A 20,729-nucleotide genomic window follows, 5' to 3' on the forward strand; every position below is an offset into this window, starting at 1 on the left:
CGTCTCGCACGCCGTACACGACAGGCAGGGCCGCACCCCCTCTCCAGGGGGTGCGGCCCTGCCGTTTCCGCCCACTTATCCTTGAGCACATGTACTTCACGGACCGTGGCATCGAAGAGCTGGCGAAGCGGCGAGGCGAGGAGGAAGTCACCTTCGAGTGGCTCGCCGAGCAGCTACGGACGTTCGTCGATCTGAACCCGGACTTCGAGGTACCGGTGGAGCGGCTGGCGACGTGGCTGGCGCGGCTGGACGACGAAGACGACGAGGAGTAGGTCGAGTCGGGCGCTCGGATCGAGCCGGGCGCACAGGTCGAGCGGGCGTAGGCCGTCCGTCGATCGGTCGGTGCACGGGGCGTCTGACAGGCGCCCCGTTTGTCATGTCCGTCAGTCGCGCGGAGAGGCCAGGGCGTACGCCGGTCCCAGCGTGCCGTGCGCCGGCAGCAGTGCTCCTGCCGTGATCCGGCCGCCGCTGCGGCCCGCAGCCCGCTGGCGGCGAGCGGGAGGGTGTCGGCGCCACAGCGAAGCCAGGGGCCCAGGTGCGGGTGGGTGGTGGGCTCGAACTCCCTGAGACCGGCGTCGAGCGGGCCGGGACCCGTGTCGACGGGGCGGACGTCCGACAGGGCACGGGCCGCCTCGTAGGGCGGCCCGCGGGGTCGCCGGGGCAAGGGTGCAGTCGGCGGCGGTTCGCGTCCCGCCACAGGGCGAGTACGGGGCCGGAGGCGCCGACGCTGAGGGCGGTGGCCCGGCCGGTCGGGACGCGGTCGACGGGGTCGCCGTCCCGCATCAAGGGCTCGGCCTCGGGGCCAGGACGGTCGTCCGGTCCTCGCCCGCCCGCGTGAGCAGCACGGGATCGCGCGGCGGGCGGGCCGCGGTGGCGACGGCATCGGGCTGCGCCCGGTGGAGCGGCGGGGCGGTGGAGCGGCGGGGGCTCGACCTGCGGGACCGGCCCGGCCGGTGCGGGGAGCGTCCGTCGACCTGCTCACACCTGAGGGCGATTCGCCCCATTCAAGCCATTCGAGGATTTTCGACAGCCCGAGGATCCCCAGAACGAGTGTCTTGACTTTCCGGGTCCGCGATATATCGTGAATGAGTACGAGACGCGATATGGCGCGTTACTACGGGGAGGTCCGCACCGATGTCCGAGTGGTCTGTCACCGAGCCCACGAAGCTCACGTTCGACGATCCCGTCACCACCCTCCGCGTACGCCTCGTCGACGGAACGGTGAACGTGGTGGGCACCGACGAAGGTTCCGCCCGCCTGGAGGTCTCCCACATCGAGGGGCCGCCCCTGACCGTCACCCAGGAGGACGGAACCCTCACCGTGGCGTACGACGACCTCCCCTGGAAGGGCTTCCTCAAGTGGCTCGACCGGAAGGGGTGGCGCCGCAGTGCCGTCGTCTCCCTCGCCGTGCCGGCCGACACCCAGGTCGAGGTGGGCGTGGTCAGCGCCGGGGCCGTCGTCTCCGGGATGCGGGGGCCGTCCGTCGTGAAGGGGGTCACCGGCGACACGACTCTCGTCGGGGTCTCCGGCCAGGTCCGCGCCGACACCGTCTCCGGGAACCTGGAGGCCCAGGCCGTCACCGGCGACCTCCGGTTCAACTCCGTCTCCGGCGACCTCACCGTCGTCGACGGCTCGGGCTCCTCAGTGCGGGCCGACTCCGTCAGCGGCTCGATGATCGTCGACCTCGATCCGGGCGGGCCGACCGACATCCGCCTGACCAGTGTCTCGGGCGAGATCGCGATCCGGCTGCCCCAGCCGGCGGACGCGGAGGTCGAGGCCAACACGGCGAGCGGCACGATCTCCAACGCCTTCGACGGCCTCCGGGTGCACGGCCAGTGGGGCGCGCACAAGATCACCGGCCGGCTGGGCCAGGGCAACGGCAAGCTGCGGGCCACCACCGTCTCCGGCTCGATCGCCCTGCTGCGCCGGCCACCCCGGGAGGACGAACCGTGGGACGCCGTCGAGGACACGGGGGCCGACGGGCCGCGGGAAGCGCCCACGGACGTCACCGCTGACGCACCGGAGGGTGCGGTCGCGGACTCCGGTACCGCCGGGCCGCGAGAGAAGACCACGGACTCCGACGGCGGAGAACAGCAGGCCAAGGCCGCCGAGTCCCTCGACGACAACCCGGCGGACAGTTCTCCGCCCGGCTCGGGGGACAATTCCGGTTCCGGCCAGGACGGCGGCTCGCCGAGCGCCCCGGCCGACGGTACGACCGACAAGAAGGTGCTCTGACATGCCCCCCGTCTTCGCCCACGGCCGCCTCCGCCTCTATCTGCTGAAGCTGCTGGACGAGGCCCCGCGCCACGGCTACGAGGTGATCCGCCTCCTGGAGGAGCGCTTCGAGGGCCTGTACGCGCCGTCCGCGGGCACCGTGTATCCGCGGCTGGCCAAGCTGGAGGCCGAGGGGCTGGTCACCCACGCCACCGAGGGTGGCCGCAAGGTGTACTCGATCACGGACGCGGGCCGCGCCGAGCTGGCCGACCGCAGCGGTGAACTGGCCGACCTGGAACTGGAGATCCGGGAGTCGGTCGCGGAACTCGCCGCCGAGATCCGGGCCGACGTGCGCGGCGCGGCGGGCGAGCTGCGACGCGAGATGCGGGCGGCGGCCTCCGAGGCGCGCCGAGGCGCGGGGGCGGGCGGCACCGGCGCCGACACCGGCGGGGGTGAACAGACCGGCCCCTTCGGGGACTTCGGGGAGTACACCGACAGGGAGGCGTGGCGCGCGGCCAAGGAGGAGATGCGGCGCGTCAAGCAGGAGTGGAAGGAGCAGGCCCGGCGAGCCAAGGACGAGAGCCGCCGGGCGCGGGACGAGGCCCAGCGGGCCCGCCGCCAGGCCAAGGAGGCACAAGAGCACGCCCGCGAGCAGGCACAGGAGGAGGTGCAGCGCATCGCCCGACGGGTCCAGGAACAGGTGCAGGACCACTTCTCCCGGGGCGACTGGCCGACCGGGGTGCGCGAGGGGCTGACCGAACTGGCCAAGGAGTTCGGCGATTTCGGAAAGGACTTCGGCAAGGAGTTCGGGAAGGACTTCGGCTTCGGCCGGGGCGGACACGGCAACGCCGAGAAGGCGGCACCCGCCCCCGAGTACGCGGACACCCCGGAGGACTTCCCGGCCGGGTACGAACCGACCTGGGCCCATGAGGCGCCCACCGGAGACCCCGCCCGCGACCTGGACCGGCTCCTCGACCGCTTCCGGGACGACGTCCGCGACAGCGCCCGCGACCACGGCGTCACGGAGGACCAACTCCGCGACACCCGCAGGCACCTCTCGACGGCGGCGGCCCACATCACCGCGCTGCTGCGGGTGCCGAAGGCCTGACCGACGCTCCCCACCGAGGAGGGCGAGACCGACCGGACCCCCCTCGGAGGGGAGCCGGGCCGGGGCTCCCCTCAGCCCGCCTTCGCCTCGCCGCTGCCGCTGCCGCTGCCGCTGCCGCTGCCGCCGTAGAGGATCCGGCTCAGCAACTCGTACGTCACTCCGTGGTCGGCGAGGATCTCGGCCGGGGCGCCTGGGCGGGTGGTCAGGGCCAGGAGGAGGTGCTCGTCGCCGACGTGGCGGTCGCGGTGGGACACGGCGATGCGCAGGGCCCTCTCCAGGACCTGCTTCGCGTCCCGCCCGAAGGTGCGGCGCCCCGACCACCAGCCCTTGTCCTTGCGGTCGCCGGACATCGCCCCGACTCCGTGCACCTCCTCCACCCGGGCGACGATCTCCGAGACGTCGATGCCGAGGCCCGCGAGGGCGTCGGACTCGGCCTGGGAGAGGCCCGCGCGGCGCCGCGCGTCGGCCAGGGAGCGCCGTACGGACTCCTTGTGTGCGTCGAGCCCGAGGGCGGCCAGCGCGAAGGAGGCCCGGGAGGCCCCCCGCTCCAGCAGGGCGAGCAGCATGCGCTCCGCCGCCACGGAGCGCGCGCCCGCCGCGTCGGCGTGCTCGACCGCCCCCCGCACCACGTCCCGGGCGTCCTTCGTGAACCGCTCGAACATCAATGCCTCCCGTACTTCTTGTGCACGGCCTGCCTGCTGACACCGAGTTCCGCGGCGATCTCCTGCCACGACCAGCCCTGATTGCGCGCGTTGCGCACCTGCACCGCCTCCAACTGCTCCAGCAGCCTGCGCAGCGCCGCGACGGCCCGCAGGCCGACCCGGGGGTCCCGGTCGCCCGCGCGCTCGGCGAGATCCGTTGCTTCGGTCATGACGTCAACCTACGTTGACGCGCCCCACATGTCAATCAAAGTTGACACGACCGGCGGCAGTCACGCCCCGCAGGATCTACAGAAGTTGCAGGAGTTGCAGGACCGGCAGGAGTGGTAGAAGTCGAAGAAGTCAGCGGCCGTTCGTGAGGACGATTTTTCCGAACTGCTCTCCCGACTCCAGCCGTTCGAAGCCCTCCCGGGCCCGGTCGAGCGGGAACGTCTCGTCGATGACGGGGCGTACGCCGGTGACGGCGCAGAAGGAGAGCAGGTCCTCCAGCTCGTCCTTGGTGCCCATCGTGGAGCCGACGACCTTGAGTTCGAGGAAGAAGATGCGGGTCAGCTCGGCATGCGAGGGGCGGTCACCGCTCGTGGCACCGGAGATGACCAGCGTGCCGCCGGGGCGCAGCGACTTCACCGAGTGCGACCAGGTGGCCGCGCCGACGGTCTCGATCACGGCGTCGACCCGCTGGGGCAGTCGCGCACCCGGCTCCACCGCCTCCACGGCCCCCAGCTCGACGGCCCGTTTCCGCTTCGCCTCGTCGCGGCTGGTCGCGAAGACCCTGAGCCCCGCCGCCTTCCCCAGCACGATCGCCGCCGTGGCGACACCGCCACCGGCGCCCTGCACGAGGACGGAGTCGCCGGGACGTACGCCGGCGTTCGTGAACAGCATCCGGTACGCCGTCAGCCACGCCGTGGGCAGGCAGGCCGCCTCCTCGAAGGAGAGCTCCCTGGGCTTGGGCAGGAGGTTCCAGGTGGGTACGACGACCCGCTCGGCGAAGGTGCCCTGGTAGCGCTCGGTCAGGATGGAGCGGGGTTCCTTCGGGCCGACGCCGTGGCCGGTCTGGCCGATGACGGAGTGCAGGACGACCTCGTTGCCGTCCTGGTCGACGCCCGCGGCGTCGCAGCCGAGGATCATCGGGAGCTTGTCCTCCGCGAGGCCCACGCCGCGCAGGGACCAGAGGTCGTGGTGGTTGAGGGAGGCGGCCCTGACGTCGACGACGCTCCAGCCGGGGCGGGGTTCGGGAGCCGGGCGCTCCCCCGACTCCAGGCCGGAGAGCGGCTGGTCGCGGTCGATTCGGGCGGCGTAGACGGCGAACATGGAATCGACGATAGGTGGCCGTGCGGGTGGGTGGAACAAGGGGGCGCTGTGACACACGCCCTCTTGCCAGGACACCCGGCGTCGGGGTGAGCACCCCTGGGGACTCCGCCCCCAGACCCCCGAACCCATGCCCGCACTCGAACCCATGCCCGGACCCGGACCCGCCCGCACCCGCACCCGCACCCGCACCCGCCGGTGAACTCCCGCCCCCACCGGCGCTGCCCATCCCCGAAGACACCCGAACGGGTGGGCAGGTGGGCAAAGACATGGTCCCGCCCGTTCGGGCGGGACCATGTCCGGTTCAGCTCGGCTCGGCGGAGCGCTCAGCGTCGTGCGACGCCCTCCGCCCGGGCCGCCGCCGCGACAGCGGACGTCACCGCAGGGGCCACCCGCTCGTCGAACGGCGAGGGGATCACGTAGTCGGCGGCGAGGTCGTCGCCGACCACCGCGGCCAGCGCCTCCGCCGCCGCGATCTTCATGCCCTCGGTGATCCGGGAGGCCCGCACCTGGAGCGCCCCCGCGAAGATCCCGGGGAACGCCAGCACGTTGTTGATCTGGTTCGGGAAGTCGGACCGCCCCGTCGCCACGACCGCCGCGTACTTGTGCGCGACATCGGGGTGGATCTCGGGGTTCGGGTTGGCCATCGCGAAGACGAAGGCGCCCTTGGCCATGGAGGCCACGGCCGGCTCCGGCACCGTACCGCCGGAGACCCCGATGAAGACGTCGGCGCCCTCCAGGGCCGCCTCCAGGGGGCCGGTGATGCCCGCCTTGTTCGTGAAGGAGGCCAGCTGCCGCTTGACGGAGGTGAGGTCGTCCCGGTCGGCGGACACGATGCCCTTGCGGTCCGCCACCGCCACGTCCCCGATGCCCGCCTCGACGAGCATCTTCGCGATGGCGACACCGGCCGCGCCGGCGCCCGAGATGACGGCCCGCAGCTCCCCGATGCCCCGCCCGGTCAGCTTCGCCGCGTTCCGCAGCGCCGCCAGCGTGACGACCGCCGTACCGTGCTGGTCGTCGTGGAAGACCGGGATGTCCAGCCGCTCCTGGAGCTTGCGCTCGATCTCGAAGCAGCGGGGCGCCGAGATGTCCTCCAGGTTCACGCCGCCGAAGGACGGGGCGAGCCGGACCACGGTCTCGACGATCTCGTCGACGCCCGTGCACGCGAGCGCGATCGGGACGGCGTCCACGCCGCCGAACTGCTTGAACAGGATCGCCTTGCCCTCCATGACGGGGAGGGAGGCCTCGGGACCGATGTCACCGAGTCCGAGGACCGCCGTACCGTCCGTCACGACGGCGACGACCGACGACTTCCAGGTGTAGTCGTGGACGAGGTCCGGCTGCTCGGCGATCGCGCTGCACACTTTCGCGACGCCGGGCGTGTACGCCAGGGACAGGTCGTCCTTGTCGCGGACCGGCACGGTGGCCTGCACGGCCATCTTGCCGCCGCGGTGCAGCGCGAACGCCGGATCGAAGGAATCGAGGGGCTCTGCCCCGCCCTCCTGGTCCGTACTGCTGTCGCTGCGAGGATTGACGATCTCCGCTGCCACTTTGTCTTACCCCTTAGGTCTTCATGGTTTGAGGGTGGCCACTCCTGGTTGAGAAGTGGGCGGGCACCGCGTAGAGCGCCTGATGGGGACGCACCCGCGAGGGGGTGCGTATGAGCCCTACGCGACGGGCGCGCCGCACACGCGCCCTGAGCCCCGGATGAGGGGTGTAAAGAACCTTCTTACCGGACGACCCGTACCGAGGACGAGTCCCATACGTCCAAGGTCACATGGCGGAACGCGAACATCCACATGACCGGTGACATGAATCATGGGACATACCGGCACAAGCTCTCAAGATCGGCTTGACGGCCGTACGAACAGCGCTCCACCGGCCCTCGACCCGTGCGGGGGCGGCGTCCGCATCCCGGAATGAGCCGAAGATCTTGCGGCCGGAAGGACGGATTCCCGCAGATGGTGCGGTCAGGATGTACCGACCTGGTGCGGTTCGGGGGTGGCCCGTTATCCGATTTTGACATGACTGCCCCCCAGAATGCCCCGGTCCGAATGGCAAGATGCCGTCATCACACGAGGTCGCGACACTCGAAGACGTGTGCTCTTGTCGACCCAGGACTCAGGATCCGGGCACCGAGCCCTGATCCGGGCACCCGCCAGGTCCCCAGGCACCCGCCGAACCCGTCGGCGGCTGCCCGCCCCATCGGCAACTCCACCCATCCGCCGGAGGAACCCACCATGACCGCAAGCTCCACCCGTCGTACGACCGCCGCGCGCACCCGGCTAACAGCGGTCGGTGCGATCGCGGTCGCCGGCGCCCTGCTGCTCACCGGCTGCGGTGACCAGACCGAGAGCGGCGGCTCCGACAGCACCGACTCCGCCTCGTCGAGCACGGCCCCGCTGGCCGACAAGCTGCCGAAGGCGATCCGTGACGCGGGGGTCGTCAAGGTCGGTTCCGACATCGCGTACGCGCCGGTCGAGTTCAAGGACAGCGCCGGCAAGACGATCGGCATCGACCCGGACCTCGCGGCCGCCATGGGCAAGCAGCTCGGCGTGACGTTCACCTTCGAGAACGGCACGTTCGACACGCTGATCACGGGTCTGCGCTCGGACCGGTACGACATCGCGATGTCCGCGATGACCGACACCAAGGACCGCCAGGAGGGTGTCGACTCCGACACCGGCAAGAAGGTCGGCGAGGGCGTCGACTTCGTCGACTACTTCACCGCCGGTGTCTCGATCTACACCAAGAAGGGCGACGACCAGGGCATCAAGACCTGGTCCGACCTGTGCGGCAAGAAGATCGTCGTGCAGCGCGGCACGGTCTCCGAGGACCTCGCCAAGTCCGAGGCCAAGAAGTGCGCCGGCGGCAAGACCATCTCCATCCAGGCCTTCGACAACGACCAGCAGGCCCAGACCCGCCTGCGTGCGGGCGGCGCCGACGCCGGTTCCTCCGACTTCCCCGTCGCCGCGTACGCCGTGAAGACCTCCGGTGGCGGCAAGGACTTCGAGCTGGTCGGCGAGCAGGTCGAGGCCGCGCCGTACGGCATCGCGGTCGCCAAGGACAGCACCGAGCTGCGGGACGCGCTGAAGGCCGCGCTGGACGCGATCATCGCGAACGGCGAGTACGACAAGATCATCGCGAAGTGGGGCGTCGCCGACGGCGCCGTCAAGGAAGCCACCATCAACGGCGGCAAGTGACCGCGCGGTCCGCGGACACTGAAAGGCAACACCCGTGACTGTTGACATCGACAAGACGGGCGGGCCGGCGGACACCCCGCCGGCCGGCCCGGAGGCCATCAAGGCCATCCCGGTCCGGCACTACGGGCGGTACGTCTCCGCCGTACTCGCCCTCGCCGTGCTGGGCGGCATCGTCTACGCGTTCTCCCAGGGCAGGATCAACTGGGGCGCGATCCCGGACTACTTCTTCAACGACCGCATCCTCGGCGGCGTGGGCAAGACGCTCATGCTCACCGTGCTGTGCATGCTGATCGGTGTCGTCGGCGGCATCCTGCTGGCGGTGATGCGCCTGTCGAAGAACCCGGTGACGTCGTCCATCGCGTGGTTCTACATCTGGTTCTTCCGCGGCACCCCGGTCCTGGTCCAGCTCATCGTCTGGTTCAACCTGGGTCTGGTCTTCGAGTACATCAACCTCGGGCCGTTCTACAAGAACGAGTGGTCGGACTTCATGACCCCGTTCCTGACCGCGCTGCTGGGCCTCGGCCTGAACGAGGCGGCGTACATGGCGGAGATCTGCCGGGCCGGTCTGCTCTCGGTCGACGAGGGCCAGACCGAGGCGTCGCACGCGCTGGGCATGAGCCACGGCAAGACGCTGCGCCGGATCGTCGTCCCGCAGGCGATGCGCGTGATCGTGCCGCCCACGGGCAACGAGGTCATCAACATGCTGAAGACGACCTCGCTGGTGTCGGTCGTCCAGTACTCGGAGCTGCTCCGCGTCGCCCAGGACATCGGGCAGACCTCCGGTGCCCCGGCCGAGATGCTGTTCCTCGCGGCGGCCTGGTACCTGGTGCTGACCTCGGTCTTCAGCGTCGGCCAGTACTACCTGGAGCGCTACTACGCGCGCGGGTCGACCCGTAGCCTGCCGGCCACCCCGCTGCAGAAGATCAGGGCGAACCTGCTGTCCCTGTCGAACCGTTCGTCCTCGACGGGAGGCACCGCATGACCGCCATGGTGAAGTCCGAGGGCGTCCACAAGTCCTTCGGCCCGGTCGAGGTCCTCAAGGGCATCGACCTGGAGGTGAAGTCCGGCGAGGTCTTCTGCCTCATCGGCCCCTCCGGCTCCGGCAAGTCGACCTTCCTGCGGTGCATCAACCACCTGGAGAAGATCAACGCGGGCCGGCTGTACGTCGACGGCGAGCTGGTCGGCTACCGCCAGAAGGGCGACAGGCTGTACGAGCTGAAGGACAGCGAGGTCGCGGTCAAGCGCCGGGACATCGGCATGGTCTTCCAGCGCTTCAACCTGTTCCCGCACATGACGGCCGTGGAGAACGTCATGGAGGCCCCGGTCCAGGTCAAGGGCATCAGCAGGGCCCAGGCCCGGGAGCGCGCACAGCAGTTGCTGGACCGCGTCGGCCTCGCCGACAAGGCGGGCAGCTACCCCTCGCAGCTCTCCGGCGGTCAGCAGCAGCGGGTGGCGATCGCCCGGGCGCTGGCCATGGACCCGAAGCTGATGCTCTTCGACGAGCCGACCTCGGCCCTGGACCCGGAGCTGGTCGGTGACGTCCTCGACGTCATGCGCGACCTCGCCGAGTCCGGCATGACGATGATCGTCGTCACCCACGAGATGGGCTTCGCCCGCGAGGTGGGCGACAGTCTGGTCTTCATGGACGGCGGTGTGGTCGTCGAGTCCGGCGACCCGCGGGAGGTCCTGACGAACCCGCGGCACGAGCGGACGCAGGCGTTCCTGTCCAAGGTGCTGTAGCGGTACGTACGCGAACAAGGGGCGGTACGGGTCTCCCGTACCGCCCCTTGCGTCTTCCCCTTCGTCTGCCTTGGGGCTACTTGAGCGCCAGCAGCAGCGTGTCGGAGGGCGAGCACCACACCGGCCGGGCCTCCCCGAAGCCCTTGTCGCGCAGCACGCGTGCGTGCCACGCGGCGGACGGCATGTCGCCGTCGGCGTGTTCGCCGTAGATCTCGAAGCGCCGGGCCGTGGGGGCGGCGAGGACGGGGTCCTGGGCGGCGAGCTGCCACCACTCGGCCCAGTCGACCGCGCCGTTCGTCTTCGCCCGTTCCATGCCCGCGTGCCGCTGCGCCCGCTCGGCCGCGTTGATCCGGGGCGTGGTGTCGTCGATCATGTGGTCCGCGTTCATGAAGACACCGCCGTCGCGGACGAGTCCCGCGATCCGGCCGTAGAGGTCCGCGAGGGGTTCGCTGTGCAGCCAGTGCAGGGCCGTGGCGGTCAGGACGGCGTCGTACGCGTCATACGGCAGCGTCGACGGCCACTCCGGGTCCTTGAGGTCGGCGGTGACGAAGGTGACCCGGTCGTCGCCCGCGAAGGTGCCCTCGGCGATGGCGAGGAGCGCCGGGTCGAGGTCGACGCCGGTGCTGGTGGCCTCCGGGAACCGCGCGAGCAGCCGGGCCGTGATACTTCCCGTGCCGCAGGCGAGGTCCAGGACCCGCGGCGCGGTGCCGACCAGGGACTCGACCATGTCGAGCATGATCCGGAAGCGTTCCTCCCGGTCGGGCATGTACCACTCCTGCTGCCGGTCCCAGCTCTCCTGCCAGGCCTGCCAGTCGGTTCCGGCGGTGGTGGTGTCCGTGTCCGTCATCGAGCTCCTCCGTCACGCGATGTCACGTCATGGCTGTCACGTAATACCCTGGATGCACGACCGGCTGTTACCCGACCGCACCACGACCATAGAACGCCTCCGTAAGGACTACAAGTGGAACTGGCCTATTACTCGGATTACGCCGTACGCCTCGTCAACAGCGAGGAGCCGGTCCGGGGCAAGGATGCGCTGACCTCGGTCGAGGCGGTCCGGGACCTGTTCGGCGCCAATGCCTCGGCGGCCCGCCGCGCCGCCGAGGCGGACGTGACCCGGTTCCGCTCGGTCCGGGGCCGGCTGCGCGCGGTCTTCGAGGCGGCCGACGGCGGTGACGAGACCCTCGCGGTGGACCTGCTGAACTCGCTGCTGCTGGAGTTCCCGGTCAGCCCGCAGATCTCCGGGCACGACTTCCGGGACGACGACGGCCGCCCGCTGTGGCACATGCACCTCGCGGACCACCCGTCGAACGCGACGGCCGGCTACGCGGCGATCGCGGCGATGGGCCTCGCCTTCCACCTCACCGAGTACGGCGTCGACCGCCTCGGCCTGTGCGAGGCGGCGCCGTGCCGCAACGCCTACCTGGACACCTCCACGAACCGCTCCCGGCGCTACTGCTCCGACCGCTGCGCGACCCGGGCCAACGTGGCGGCCTACCGGGCCCGGAAGCGCCTGGAGGCCGACCGGTCGCAGAAGACGGGCCTCGCGGTCGACAGCGCCCAGCGCACCGCGGCGAACGGCGAGCGCTGATCCGGCCTGCGCGGCCGGTAGCGGAAGCGGACCTTGCCGAGCACCAGATCGTCGGGCACGGCACCGTAGTCGGTGCTGTCACCACCGGCGTACGCGTTGTCCCCCAGCACCCACCAGCCGCCCTCGCGGCGCCCCACGGCCCGTTTGACGACGAGCAGGTCCTGCTGGAACGGATGGCGCAGGACGACCACGTCACCCGGCCCGATCCTGGCACCCCACTGGACCACCAGCTGATCGCCGTGACGGAGCGTGGGCACCATGGACGGCCCGGTCACCTCGGCCAGCCCGAACGGCAGCAGGGCCCCCCTGCGTTCGGTCTCCTGCGACAGCTCCGGCATCCCCGGCACCTCCCCGGTCCGTTCCTCCACCAGTCTCAGTCTGACCCCGGACTTTTGTCCTAAGCCCATGGGGGCACCCGCGAAAAGGCGTCTCCTACGGAGTAATGTCGCACCTGAGAAGACGATCACGAGGAAGGACAGCTCAGATGCTCTCCCGCCTGTTTGCCCCCAAGGTGAAGGTCAGCGCGCACTGCGACCTGCCCTGCGGTGTGTACGACCCGGCCCAGGCCCGCATCGAGGCGGAGTCGGTGAAGGCCGTACAGGAAAAGCTGGCCGCCAACGACGACCCGCACTTCCAGGCCCGCGGCACGGTCATCAAGGAGCAGCGAGCCGAGCTCGCCAAGCACCATGTCTCCGTGCTGTGGAGCGACTACTTCAAGCCCCCGCACTTCGAGAAGTACCCGGAGCTGCACCAGCTGGTCAACGACGCCCTGAAGGCCCTCTCGGCCGCCAAGGGTTCGACCGACCCGGCCACGGGCCAGAAGGCCCTGGACTACATCGCCCAGATCGACAAGATCTTCTGGGAGACCAAGAAGGCCTGACCTTCAGCCGGGCCGTCCGACCCGCGGTTTCGTGGGTCGTATCGCCTACCTGTCCGCACCCGGTCCGCGGGTCGCCGAGAACGGCGTCCATGACGGAGCGGGTGCGGTCTTCTTCATCCGGCCGCGGGTGCGCGTGGATCCGCGGCGTGATCACCGCCGACGCGCGGCTGAGAACCGGCCGCACCCGCAAGGCCGCGCCACCCCCGCGGGGTCGTACCCGTACACCGTGAGCGGCCGGCGGTCGCCGTAGTACGCCCGGGGCGGGCAGGGCGGGCACCCGGATACCCGGCCCGCGTGCCGGACGGCGTGCGCCGGGTTCCGTGGATCGGACGGATCAGTGGAACCGCGGCACGATCAGCCAGATGCCGTACGCCACCACCGCCGCGCACGCGACGAAGCACAGGCCGGCCTGGGCGAGGCCCGCCGCGTGGGTGGTGCCGTCGTCCTGTCGGGCCCCCTCGAAGCGGGCGAGGCCGAGGATGCCGAGGGCGAAGACGGTGACCACGGCGACGGTGACGCCGATGCTCACGGCGGTGACCTGGCCGAGGGCGGTCCAGTCGAGGCTCATGGGTGAACTCCCTTGGTTCAGGCCGCCGTACCGACGGTGGCCGGCTCGGTGGCGCGGACGGCGACCTCGTGGGTGTCGTTGACGTTGTGCGCACCGACCGGATTGCGGCGGGAGAGGACGACGATGCCCGCGGCGACGGCCACCCCGACGAGGGCGACGACGACCGTGCCGACGTTCCCGCCGTGCTTGACCACGCTCGCGGAGACGCCGCCGACCAGTGCCGCGGCGGGCAGCGTGACCAGCCAGGCCAGCACCATCCGGCCCGCGATGCCCCAGCGCACCTCCGCGAGGCGCCGGCCGAGGCCCGCGCCGAGGATGCTCCCGGAGGCGACCTGGGTGGTGGACAGCGCGAAGCCGAGGTGTGCGGAGGTGAGGATGACGGTCGTGGAGGCCGTCTCCGCGGCGAAGCCCTGCGGTGACTGGATCTCGGTCAGGCCCTTGCCCATGGTGCGGATGATCCGCCAGCCCCCGAGATACGTGCCGAGGCCGATGGCCAGCCCCGCCGAGGCGATCACCCACACCGGCGGACCGGCGTCGTGCCCGAGCGCCCCCACCGAGATCAGGGTGAGCGTGATGACGCCCATGGTCTTCTGCGCGTCGTTGGTGCCGTGCGCGAGGGAGACCAGGGACGCGGAGGCGATCTGGCCGAGCCGGAACCCCTTGGTCACCGAGTCCTTGCGGGCGCGGGCGGTGATCCGGTAGGCGAGGTAGGTGGCGACGAGCGCCGCGACCCCGGCCACCACCGGCGAGGCCACCGCCGGGATCAGGATCTTCTCGACCACCTTGTCGACGTGCACGCCGTGCGAGCCGGCGCCGACCCACACGGCGCCGATCAGCCCGCCGAACAGCGCGTGCGAGGAGCTCGACGGCAGTCCCACCAGCCACGTCAGCAGATTCCACAGGATCGCCCCGACCAGCCCCGCGAAGATCATCCCCGGGGTGACCAGGGTGTCGTCCACGATGCCGCCGGAAATGGTCCTGGCCACCTCGGTGGACAGGAAGGCGCCGACCACGTTGAGGACTCCGCTGATCAGTACGGCGGTTCTCGGCCGCAGCGCCCCGGTGGCGATGGAGGTGGCCATCGCGTTGGCCGTGTCGTGGAACCCGTTGGTGAAGTCGAAGGCGAGCGCCGTGACGATGACGACGGCCACCAGGAACGTGATGTGGTCCATTCCTCGATGCAAACAAGCCGAAGCCAATCCCCGGCGAACTGGAGGCAAAGGCTGTCCCAGGTCCACGCGCGCGGCCGAAGGAGGGCGTGCCATGCTGGCGGGGTGACCCTTGAGGATCTGGTCCGGCTGCGGCAGGCCCGCGACCGGATGGACCGCGAGTACGCCGAGCCCCTCGACGTCCCGGCGCTCGCCCGCACCGCCCTGATGTCGCCGGGCCACTTCCAGCGCAGCTTCCGCGCCGCCTTCGGCGAGACACCGTACGGCTATCTCATGACCCGCCGGGTGGAGCGCGCCAAGGCCCTGCTGCGGCGCGGCGACCTGAGCGTCACAGAGGTGTGCATGGCGGTCGGCTGCACCTCGCTGGGCTCCTTCAGTTCCCGCTTCACCGAGTTGGTCGGCGAGACCCCGAGCGCCTACCGGGCCCGCTCGCACGAGCCGGGCGCGGTGATCCCGGCGTGCGTGGCACGGAAGTACACCCGGCCCCGGCGGCCCTGGAACCTGCCGGAAAGGTCCTAGTGTGCGGGCATGGATGTGAAACTCGCGCAGTGCTTCATCGCCGTCGACGACCATGACAAGGCCATCGCCTTCTACCGGGACGTGCTGGGTCTCGAAGTCCGCAACGACGTCGGCTTCGAGGGGATGCGGTGGGTGACGGTGGGCTCACCGCTGCAGCCGGGCGTCGAGATCGTGCTGGAGCCGCCCGGCGCGGACCCGGACGCCTCGCCCGCCGACCGGGAGGCGATGGCACGCCTGCTGGCCAAGGGGATGCTGCGCGGGGTCATCTTCTCCACCCCCGACTGCGACGCGCTGTTCGCCCGGGTCGAGGAGTCGGGCGCGGAGGTCCTCCAGGAACCGATGGACCAGCCGTACGGCATGCGGGACTGCGCGTTCCGGGACCCGGCGGGGAACCTGCTGCGGTTCATGGAGCGGGGCTGAGCGCGACGCACCGGCGGTGAACAGGGCCTACGGGGGCCGAGTTCGGTGTAGGGAGGCCGAGCAGGGGGCTTCCGGAGGCCTGGCGCCGCGCGCGGAGGCCGAGCGGGGCTCGCGGGCCCGGTGGCGCTGAAATCCGGGTGGGCGCCGGGGCTCCCCCGCCTACGATCACCGCATGAACATCCGCTGGACGTACGCCTTCATCGACCGGCCCGCCGGGCTCCTCGGTCCGGCCCAGGACTTCTGGACGGCCGTCACGGACACGCGGCTGTCCGAACCCCGCGGTGAGCAGGGCGAGTTCGCGACCCTCTTGGCGGACGGGGCCGACGCCTGCGTGAAGATCCAGGGCGTCATGGACGGCGCCGGCGGCGCGCATCTCGACTTCTCCGTGGACGACGTGCCGGAGTTCGTGGAGGCCGCGCTGCGCAGCGGGGCCTCACTCGCCGCCGGGCACGAGGGGTGGGCCGTACTGCGGTCGCCCGGCGGGCAGTTGTTCTGTGCGGGGCCCTGGCACGGGGAGTCGGTACGGCCACCGGTGGTGCGGGGCAGCCGGCTCGACCAGGTGTGCCTGGACGTCCCGCCGTCCCGGTACGACGCCGAAGTCGCCTTCTGGGGCGGGCTGTTGCCCCACTGGCAGTCCCTGCCGGGCTCGCTTCCCGAGTTCCACGTGGTCAAGCCGCCGCCCGGGCTGCCGGTCCGTGTCCTCCTCCAGCGGCTGGGCGAGGAACGGCCGCTCTCCGCCCACCTGGACCTGGCCTGCGCGGACATCGGCGCGACGCGGGCCGCGCACGAGCGGCTCGGCGCGCAGCTCGTCGCCCCCGGCCGCCACTGGACGGTGATGCGGGACCCGGCGGGCGGGACGTACTGCCTGACGGGGCGTGATCCGGAGACGGGCGGGCTGCCGGCCGCCTAGGACCGTCCGGTCACCGGTTCTGCCCCCCCCTTCTGTCACCGGTCGTGTCGCCACTCCTCCACGTCGACCACGGCGTCCACCGGGAGCGGCCCGTAGAGGTGCGGGAACTCCTCGCCGCCGGGCTTCGCCGCCTCGTACTTCACCGGCGCGTCGAGGCGGGCGGGGTCCACGACGAGCACCACGAGATCGTCGACCCCCTCGTAGAAGGCGGCCGTGCCCGGCAGTTGGGCGCGGGTGGAGAAGTGGATGAAGCCCTCCTCCTGGAGGGTGCGGCCACGGGTCGAGATCTCGTAGGTGCCGCGCGCGCGGGCGGCCTCCCAGAGGGAGCGTTCGGTGAGATGCAGGAGGGGCGTGAAGCTGCTGGTCATGGGGTCACGTTACGACCTCGACCGGGCCGCCCGCGCCTGCAGATAGCGCTGTTCCGGCAGGCTCAGGGCCTTGGCGGCGGCCGACTCGTAGGCGGCGCGGGCGGCGTCGGGGGAGCCCGCCCGTTCCAGGAGATGCGCCCGGACCGCGTCCAGCCGGTGGCCGGTCCGCAACTCGCCCTCCAGCGCGTCCACTTCGGCCAGCCCGGCCCGCGGGCCCCGGACCATGGCGACGGCGACGGCACGGCCCAGGCGTTCGACGGGACCGGGGACGAGGCGCACCAGGACGTCGTACAGGCCGAGGATCTCGTGCCAGTCGGTCGCCTCGGCGGACGGTGCCTCGTCGTGCACGGCGGCGATGGCGGCCCGTACCTGGTAGGGGCCGGCCGGTCCGCTGCCGAGGGCGCGGGTGACCAGGGCGACGCCCTCCTCGATCGCGGCCTTGTCCCAGCGGTCGCGGTCCTGTTCGTCGAGCGGGATCAGCTCGCCGTGCGGTCCGGTGCGGGCGTCGCGGCGGGCGTCGGTGAGCAGCATCAGGGCCAGCAGTCCGGCCACCTCGCCGGTGTCGGGGAGGAGCCGGTGGACGGTGCGGGTCAGACGGATCGCCTCGCCGGCCAGGTCACGCCGTTGGAGGGCGGGGCCGGAGGTCGCCGTATGGCCCTCGTTGAAGATCAGGTAGAGGGTCTGGAGGACCGCGGGCAGCCGGTCGGCCCAGTGGTCCGGCCGCCCGAAGCGCACACCCCGCACCTTCTGTTTGGCCCGGCTGATGCGCTGGGCCATGGTCGCCTCGGGTACCAGGTACGCGCGGGCGATCTCCGCCGTCGTCAGACCGCCGACCGCGCGCAGCGTGAGCGCGATCTGCGCGGGCGCGGGCAGGTCCGGATGGCAGCACAGGAAGAGGAGCGAGAGCGTGTCGTCCTCGCGGGGCGCCCGGTCCGCGCCCGGTGGCGGTGCGGTGAACGTGTCGCGCGGGGTCAGCGCCGCAGCCTTCTCCTCCCGCGCCCGCCGCGCCTCCTCCGCCCGCAGGGCGTCGGTCAGCCGCCGCGAGGCCACCTTGATCAGCCAGCCGCGCGGGTTGTCCGGCAGTCCGGCCGAGGACCACTGCCCGGCCGCCGCGAGCAACGCCTCCTGTACGGCGTCCTCGGCGGCGTCGAAATGGCCGTAGCGTCTGACCAGCGCGCCGAGGACCTGCGGCGCGTGGCGGCGCAGCAGGTCCTCGATCTCACGGCCGGTGCTCACGGTCGGATCAGATGTCCCCGGAGCCGTCCAGGATGGGCCGGATCACCACGGCGTGGTTCGGGGCTCCGGCGGGCTGGGGGCAGCGGGTGACGCGGTCGGCGATCTCGGTGACCCGCTCCAGGCTCGCGCACTCCAGGACCCAGTAGCCGGCCATCAGCTCCTTGGTCTCGCTGTACGGACCGTCGGTGATGACCGCCTTGCCGTCGTCGCCGAGCGTGACCGTGCGGGTCTTCGCGGGCTCGGCCAGGCCCTGTCCGTCGATGATCTCGCCGGTCTCGGCGAGGTCGTCGTTGATCGCTCCCATGTAGGCGTACATCGCCTGGAGCTCCTGTTCGTTCCAGGCCGGCGAGTCCGGGGATGCCTTGCCGCGCATCGCCTCGTAGTCCGACTGGCTGCCCTGCACCATGACCAGGTACTTCATGAGTCCGCTCCTTCACGTCTTCGGCGTCTTCGCCCCGGCCCGCCCTCGGTGGGCGGCTCTCACAGGGGACGTCGGAGCCGGTCGCGGGTTCTCGACAACCCGGCTCAGATTTTTTTCGGGGTGGTGGTGGTCGGGGCGTGGGCGGGGTGGTGGTGCTTCTGCTTCCCGTCGGCTTCGGCCGCTTCCGCGGCCCGGTCGACGTACACCTCGCACGTCGGGTTGCGGCACGGGCCGGCCACCCATACCGGGACCCACGCGCCCAGCGTCTTGTGGCGCCGGACGACTGTGTCGACGGACTGTCCGCAGGCGGGACAGGCATGCGCGTCGCTGTCCATGCCTTCAGGGTAGGGCGAACAGGGCGTCAGCGCTTCCTGCTGTACGTCCGCACCAGCGCCCCGTTCCGGAAGGTGCGCACCGAGTCGAGCGTGAAGTCGGCGATCGCGTGGGCGGACCCGAACATCGGCATGCCGGTGCCCAGCACGACCGGGTACGTCTTGATGACCAGTTCGTCGATCTCGTCGAGCAGTTCGCCCGCGAGCACCGAGCCGCCGCACAGGTAGATGCCGAACCCGCCGTCCTCCGCCTTGAGTTCGCGCACCCTGCCGACCAGGTCGTCGGCGATGATCTCGACGTTCGGGTCCGGCGACGGTCCGAGGGTGCGTGAGGCGACGTACTCGCGGAGGTGGGCGTACGGGCTGGTGATGCCCTCCTTCAGGGCCACGTCGTAGCTGGCGCGGCCCTGGACGATCGTGTCGAACCTCTTGTTCTCCAGGTCGTCGATGCCGAGGGGCCGACGGCCGGGGGTCGGGAGGGTTTCCGGATACTCGGCTTTGAGGAAGTCGAAGAACTCCTCGTCGACGAAGCGGTACATGGTCGTCGCGTCGCCGTCCGGGTCACCGATGAACCCGTCGATCGAGCAGGCGATGAAGTAGGTGAGCTTTCGCAAGCCGGTCTCTTTCCGTGGTCTGCCATGTGAACAACTTCTGGCGTAGTGCTTCAGTTGTAGTACTCCTTCTGTAGTGGTCGCAAGGGGATTTCGGGGCACGGAGTCAAGCGGGAGAGAGGGTTCCGAATGGCCCGCAATCCGGAGCGCCGGGCCGCACTCGTGGACGCGGGGGTGGAGGTGCTCGCGCGCGAGGGGGCGCGCGGGCTGACGTTCCGCGCGGTGGACACCGAGGCGGGGGTGCCGACGGGCACCGCCTCCAACTACTTCACCGGCCGCGACGACCTGCTGCGGCAGATCGACGCCCGGCTGCACGAGCGGCTCGCGCCCGACCCCGACCAGCTCGCCGAGCTGATGACGAGACCGAAGGACCGCCTGCTGGTCACCGCGTTCATGCACGACCTGATGGCCCGCGCGACCGGCGACCGCACCGGCTGTCTCGCCCTCCTGGAGATGCGCCTCGAAGCGACCCGCCGCCCCGAACTGCGCGCCTCCTACACCAAGTCGATGCGCGGCGACCTGGAGTACGGCATGGAGTTCCACCGGGACGCCGGGCCCCCCGGCGGCGACGAGACCGTCGCCGTGCTCTGTCTCGCCATGCTCGGCCTGATCCTGGAGCACCTCACCTTGCCGGGCGTCCTGGAGGGCATCCTGCCCGGGGTGAGCGTGCCGGAGGGGCTGGTGGAGCGGATCGTGGCGACGGTGGTGCCGGAGCCGGGTGTGTAGGCGGTGAGGCGGGCCCGCGGGTCCGGCGGGTCCGGCTCAGGCGGGGTGGGCCCGTGGGTCGTGGCCCACGGACCGGGTCTGTCCGTCAGGCCCGGCAGGCCTGGCTCAGGCGCGGGGTTCGCGCCACATCGGCCACATCCGCGGGCCGCCGTCCGGCAGGTCGAGGGGGCGGTCGACGAGTTCGAAGCCGAGGCGCTCGTACAACTGGCGGCTGCGGGCGTTGCTGGCCTCCAGGTACGCGGGCAGGCCCTCGCGGTCGCAGCGGTCGAGGACCGTGGTGATGAGCGCGGTCCCGAGGCCCTCGCCCTGACGCGCGGGGTCCACGCCGATCATCCACAGGTAGGCGTGGGCACGGCCGGAGGGATGGATGTCGGCGGTGAGCCGGCCGATCAGCTCGACGCGCTCGTTCTCCGGGTCGACGGCGGCACGCAACTGGGCGGGACCGTCGTCCTCACCGGTGTCCCCGGCCGCGTCCCCGTCATGAGTGTGGTCGTCCGCCGCAGGTACGGTCAGCCACAGCGCGCAGGCCCCACCGTCGGCGGCCAGGTCGACGCGGCCCTCGGCGAGCACGACATCGGTGAACGCGGCCATCAGCCGGTGGTGCGTCGCACGGCGGTACTCGTCGCCCGGGAACACCCAGCCGCTGACCGGATCGTCCTGGAAAGCCGCGTCCAGCAGCCCGACGACCAGCTCCCGGTCGTCCGCCCCCGCCGTCCGGATCACCACACCCATGGTCCGCCCCCTCG

Annotated in this window: 26 protein-coding genes; 12 read left to right on the forward strand and 14 right to left on the reverse strand. The window is 71.3% G+C overall.

Annotated elements, in window-relative coordinates; genetic code table 11:
- The first annotated feature begins 89 nt into the window (after window positions 1–89).
- From ACZ5VD_RS21200 to ACZ5VD_RS21210, 3 genes are all read left to right on the forward strand, one after another.
- Window positions 90–272: a DUF6104 family protein gene (locus ACZ5VD_RS21200; RefSeq protein WP_351490621.1), complete on the forward strand. Its 183-nt coding sequence runs from the start codon at window positions 90–92 to the stop codon at window positions 270–272.
- A gap of 862 nt (window positions 273–1,134) precedes the next feature.
- Complete coding sequence (locus ACZ5VD_RS21205; RefSeq protein WP_468682938.1) at window positions 1,135–2,235, forward strand: DUF4097 family beta strand repeat-containing protein; 1,101 nt, start codon at window positions 1,135–1,137, stop codon at window positions 2,233–2,235.
- Between the two features lies 1 nt (window position 2,236).
- On the forward strand, window positions 2,237–3,322 hold the full coding sequence (locus ACZ5VD_RS21210; protein ID WP_468551011.1) for a PadR family transcriptional regulator: 1,086 nt from the start codon (window positions 2,237–2,239) through the stop codon (window positions 3,320–3,322).
- A gap of 71 nt (window positions 3,323–3,393) precedes the next feature.
- Here ACZ5VD_RS21210 and ACZ5VD_RS21215 read toward each other — a convergent pair whose 3' ends face one another.
- The 4 genes from ACZ5VD_RS21215 to ACZ5VD_RS21230 form a co-directional block, all read right to left on the reverse strand.
- Entirely contained in the window at window positions 3,394–3,984 is a 591-nt protein-coding gene (locus tag ACZ5VD_RS21215) for a Clp protease N-terminal domain-containing protein (RefSeq protein WP_468682939.1), read from the reverse strand.
- Complete coding sequence (locus ACZ5VD_RS21220) at window positions 3,984–4,193, reverse strand: HTH domain-containing protein (protein ID WP_004925761.1); 210 nt, start codon at window positions 4,191–4,193, stop codon at window positions 3,984–3,986. The genes ACZ5VD_RS21215 and ACZ5VD_RS21220 overlap by 1 nt, the downstream gene beginning before the upstream one ends.
- 130 nt (window positions 4,194–4,323) lie before the next feature.
- Window positions 4,324–5,292 carry a zinc-binding dehydrogenase gene (locus ACZ5VD_RS21225; RefSeq protein WP_468682940.1) on the reverse strand — a complete coding sequence of 323 codons (969 nt, stop codon included), beginning with the start codon at window positions 5,290–5,292 and terminating at the stop codon, window positions 4,324–4,326.
- 323 nt (window positions 5,293–5,615) lie between these two features.
- A complete protein-coding gene (locus ACZ5VD_RS21230) occupies window positions 5,616–6,839 on the reverse strand; it encodes an NAD(P)-dependent malic enzyme (protein ID WP_468551008.1) in 1,224 nt (407 codons plus the stop codon).
- Window positions 6,840–7,529: 690 nt separating this feature from the next.
- On the opposite strand from ACZ5VD_RS21230, the gene ACZ5VD_RS21235 reads away from it, so the two are divergent.
- Genes ACZ5VD_RS21235 through ACZ5VD_RS21245 form a run of 3 tightly spaced genes read left to right on the forward strand, consistent with a single transcriptional unit; the run spans window position 7,530 to window position 10,232 of the window.
- Complete coding sequence (locus ACZ5VD_RS21235; protein WP_468551007.1) at window positions 7,530–8,492, forward strand: ABC transporter substrate-binding protein; 963 nt, start codon at window positions 7,530–7,532, stop codon at window positions 8,490–8,492.
- A 34-nt stretch (window positions 8,493–8,526) separates the two neighbouring features.
- Entirely contained in the window at window positions 8,527–9,474 is a 948-nt protein-coding gene (locus ACZ5VD_RS21240) for an amino acid ABC transporter permease (protein WP_468551006.1), read from the forward strand.
- The gene (locus ACZ5VD_RS21245; protein WP_468551005.1) at window positions 9,471–10,232 is read left to right on the forward strand and encodes an amino acid ABC transporter ATP-binding protein; all 762 of its coding nucleotides are present in this window, start codon (window positions 9,471–9,473) and stop codon (window positions 10,230–10,232) included. The genes ACZ5VD_RS21240 and ACZ5VD_RS21245 overlap by 4 nt, the downstream gene beginning before the upstream one ends.
- A gap of 76 nt (window positions 10,233–10,308) precedes the next feature.
- Here ACZ5VD_RS21245 and ACZ5VD_RS21250 read toward each other — a convergent pair whose 3' ends face one another.
- The gene (locus tag ACZ5VD_RS21250; RefSeq protein WP_468551004.1) at window positions 10,309–11,079 is read right to left on the reverse strand and encodes a class I SAM-dependent methyltransferase; all 771 of its coding nucleotides are present in this window, start codon (window positions 11,077–11,079) and stop codon (window positions 10,309–10,311) included.
- A 114-nt stretch (window positions 11,080–11,193) separates the two neighbouring features.
- Between ACZ5VD_RS21250 and ACZ5VD_RS21255 the strand changes: the two genes are divergently transcribed.
- Window positions 11,194–11,823, forward strand: coding sequence for a CGNR zinc finger domain-containing protein (locus ACZ5VD_RS21255; RefSeq protein WP_468551003.1), 630 nt, complete (start codon window positions 11,194–11,196; stop codon window positions 11,821–11,823).
- On the opposite strand, the gene sodX is transcribed toward ACZ5VD_RS21255, so the two are convergent.
- On the reverse strand, window positions 11,727–12,161 hold the full coding sequence (gene sodX, locus ACZ5VD_RS21260; RefSeq protein ID WP_468551146.1) for a nickel-type superoxide dismutase maturation protease: 435 nt from the start codon (window positions 12,159–12,161) through the stop codon (window positions 11,727–11,729). The two genes, ACZ5VD_RS21255 and sodX, sit on opposite strands and share 97 nt — an antisense overlap.
- Window positions 12,162–12,307: 146 nt before the next feature.
- Between sodX and sodN the strand changes: the two genes are divergently transcribed.
- Complete coding sequence (gene sodN, locus ACZ5VD_RS21265; RefSeq protein WP_468551002.1) at window positions 12,308–12,703, forward strand: superoxide dismutase, Ni; 396 nt, start codon at window positions 12,308–12,310, stop codon at window positions 12,701–12,703.
- 334 nt (window positions 12,704–13,037) lie between these two features.
- Here the strand turns inward: sodN and ACZ5VD_RS21270 are convergent, their stop codons facing one another.
- Together ACZ5VD_RS21270 and ACZ5VD_RS21275 are read right to left on the reverse strand one after the other, a co-directional pair.
- Window positions 13,038–13,271, reverse strand: coding sequence for a hypothetical protein (locus ACZ5VD_RS21270; protein WP_468551001.1), 234 nt, complete (start codon window positions 13,269–13,271; stop codon window positions 13,038–13,040).
- A gap of 17 nt (window positions 13,272–13,288) precedes the next feature.
- On the reverse strand, window positions 13,289–14,443 hold the full coding sequence (locus ACZ5VD_RS21275; RefSeq protein ID WP_468551000.1) for an inorganic phosphate transporter: 1,155 nt from the start codon (window positions 14,441–14,443) through the stop codon (window positions 13,289–13,291).
- A 102-nt stretch (window positions 14,444–14,545) separates the two neighbouring features.
- On the opposite strand from ACZ5VD_RS21275, the gene ACZ5VD_RS21280 reads away from it, so the two are divergent.
- From ACZ5VD_RS21280 to ACZ5VD_RS21290, 3 genes are all read left to right on the forward strand, one after another.
- Window positions 14,546–14,959: a helix-turn-helix transcriptional regulator gene (locus ACZ5VD_RS21280; protein WP_468550999.1), complete on the forward strand. Its 414-nt coding sequence runs from the start codon at window positions 14,546–14,548 to the stop codon at window positions 14,957–14,959.
- A gap of 9 nt (window positions 14,960–14,968) precedes the next feature.
- Window positions 14,969–15,379, forward strand: coding sequence for a VOC family protein (locus tag ACZ5VD_RS21285; protein WP_468550998.1), 411 nt, complete (start codon window positions 14,969–14,971; stop codon window positions 15,377–15,379).
- A 172-nt stretch (window positions 15,380–15,551) separates the two neighbouring features.
- The gene (locus ACZ5VD_RS21290; protein ID WP_468550997.1) at window positions 15,552–16,289 is read left to right on the forward strand and encodes a VOC family protein; all 738 of its coding nucleotides are present in this window, start codon (window positions 15,552–15,554) and stop codon (window positions 16,287–16,289) included.
- A gap of 35 nt (window positions 16,290–16,324) precedes the next feature.
- On the opposite strand, the gene ACZ5VD_RS21295 is transcribed toward ACZ5VD_RS21290, so the two are convergent.
- From ACZ5VD_RS21295 to ACZ5VD_RS21315, 5 genes are all read right to left on the reverse strand, one after another.
- On the reverse strand, window positions 16,325–16,657 hold the full coding sequence (locus ACZ5VD_RS21295) for a DUF952 domain-containing protein (protein WP_468550996.1): 333 nt from the start codon (window positions 16,655–16,657) through the stop codon (window positions 16,325–16,327).
- Window positions 16,658–16,666: 9 nt separating this feature from the next.
- The gene (locus ACZ5VD_RS21300) at window positions 16,667–17,893 is read right to left on the reverse strand and encodes an RNA polymerase sigma factor (protein ID WP_468682941.1); all 1,227 of its coding nucleotides are present in this window, start codon (window positions 17,891–17,893) and stop codon (window positions 16,667–16,669) included.
- Between the two features lie 7 nt (window positions 17,894–17,900).
- A complete protein-coding gene (locus ACZ5VD_RS21305) occupies window positions 17,901–18,314 on the reverse strand; it encodes a YciI family protein (RefSeq protein WP_468550994.1) in 414 nt (137 codons plus the stop codon).
- Between the two features lie 104 nt (window positions 18,315–18,418).
- Window positions 18,419–18,649 (reverse strand): hypothetical protein, encoded by a 231-nt coding sequence (locus tag ACZ5VD_RS21310; protein ID WP_468550993.1) that lies wholly within the window; start codon window positions 18,647–18,649, stop codon window positions 18,419–18,421.
- 26 nt (window positions 18,650–18,675) lie between these two features.
- On the reverse strand, window positions 18,676–19,260 hold the full coding sequence (locus ACZ5VD_RS21315; protein ID WP_468682942.1) for a dihydrofolate reductase family protein: 585 nt from the start codon (window positions 19,258–19,260) through the stop codon (window positions 18,676–18,678).
- Between the two features lie 126 nt (window positions 19,261–19,386).
- On the opposite strand from ACZ5VD_RS21315, the gene ACZ5VD_RS21320 reads away from it, so the two are divergent.
- Window positions 19,387–19,983, forward strand: coding sequence for a TetR/AcrR family transcriptional regulator (locus tag ACZ5VD_RS21320; protein ID WP_468682943.1), 597 nt, complete (start codon window positions 19,387–19,389; stop codon window positions 19,981–19,983).
- A gap of 105 nt (window positions 19,984–20,088) precedes the next feature.
- Here ACZ5VD_RS21320 and ACZ5VD_RS21325 read toward each other — a convergent pair whose 3' ends face one another.
- The gene (locus tag ACZ5VD_RS21325) at window positions 20,089–20,715 is read right to left on the reverse strand and encodes a GNAT family N-acetyltransferase (RefSeq protein WP_468550991.1); all 627 of its coding nucleotides are present in this window, start codon (window positions 20,713–20,715) and stop codon (window positions 20,089–20,091) included.
- Window positions 20,716–20,729 lie beyond the last annotated feature (14 nt).

This window comes from Streptomyces sp. NPDC032822 (assembly GCF_055578825.1).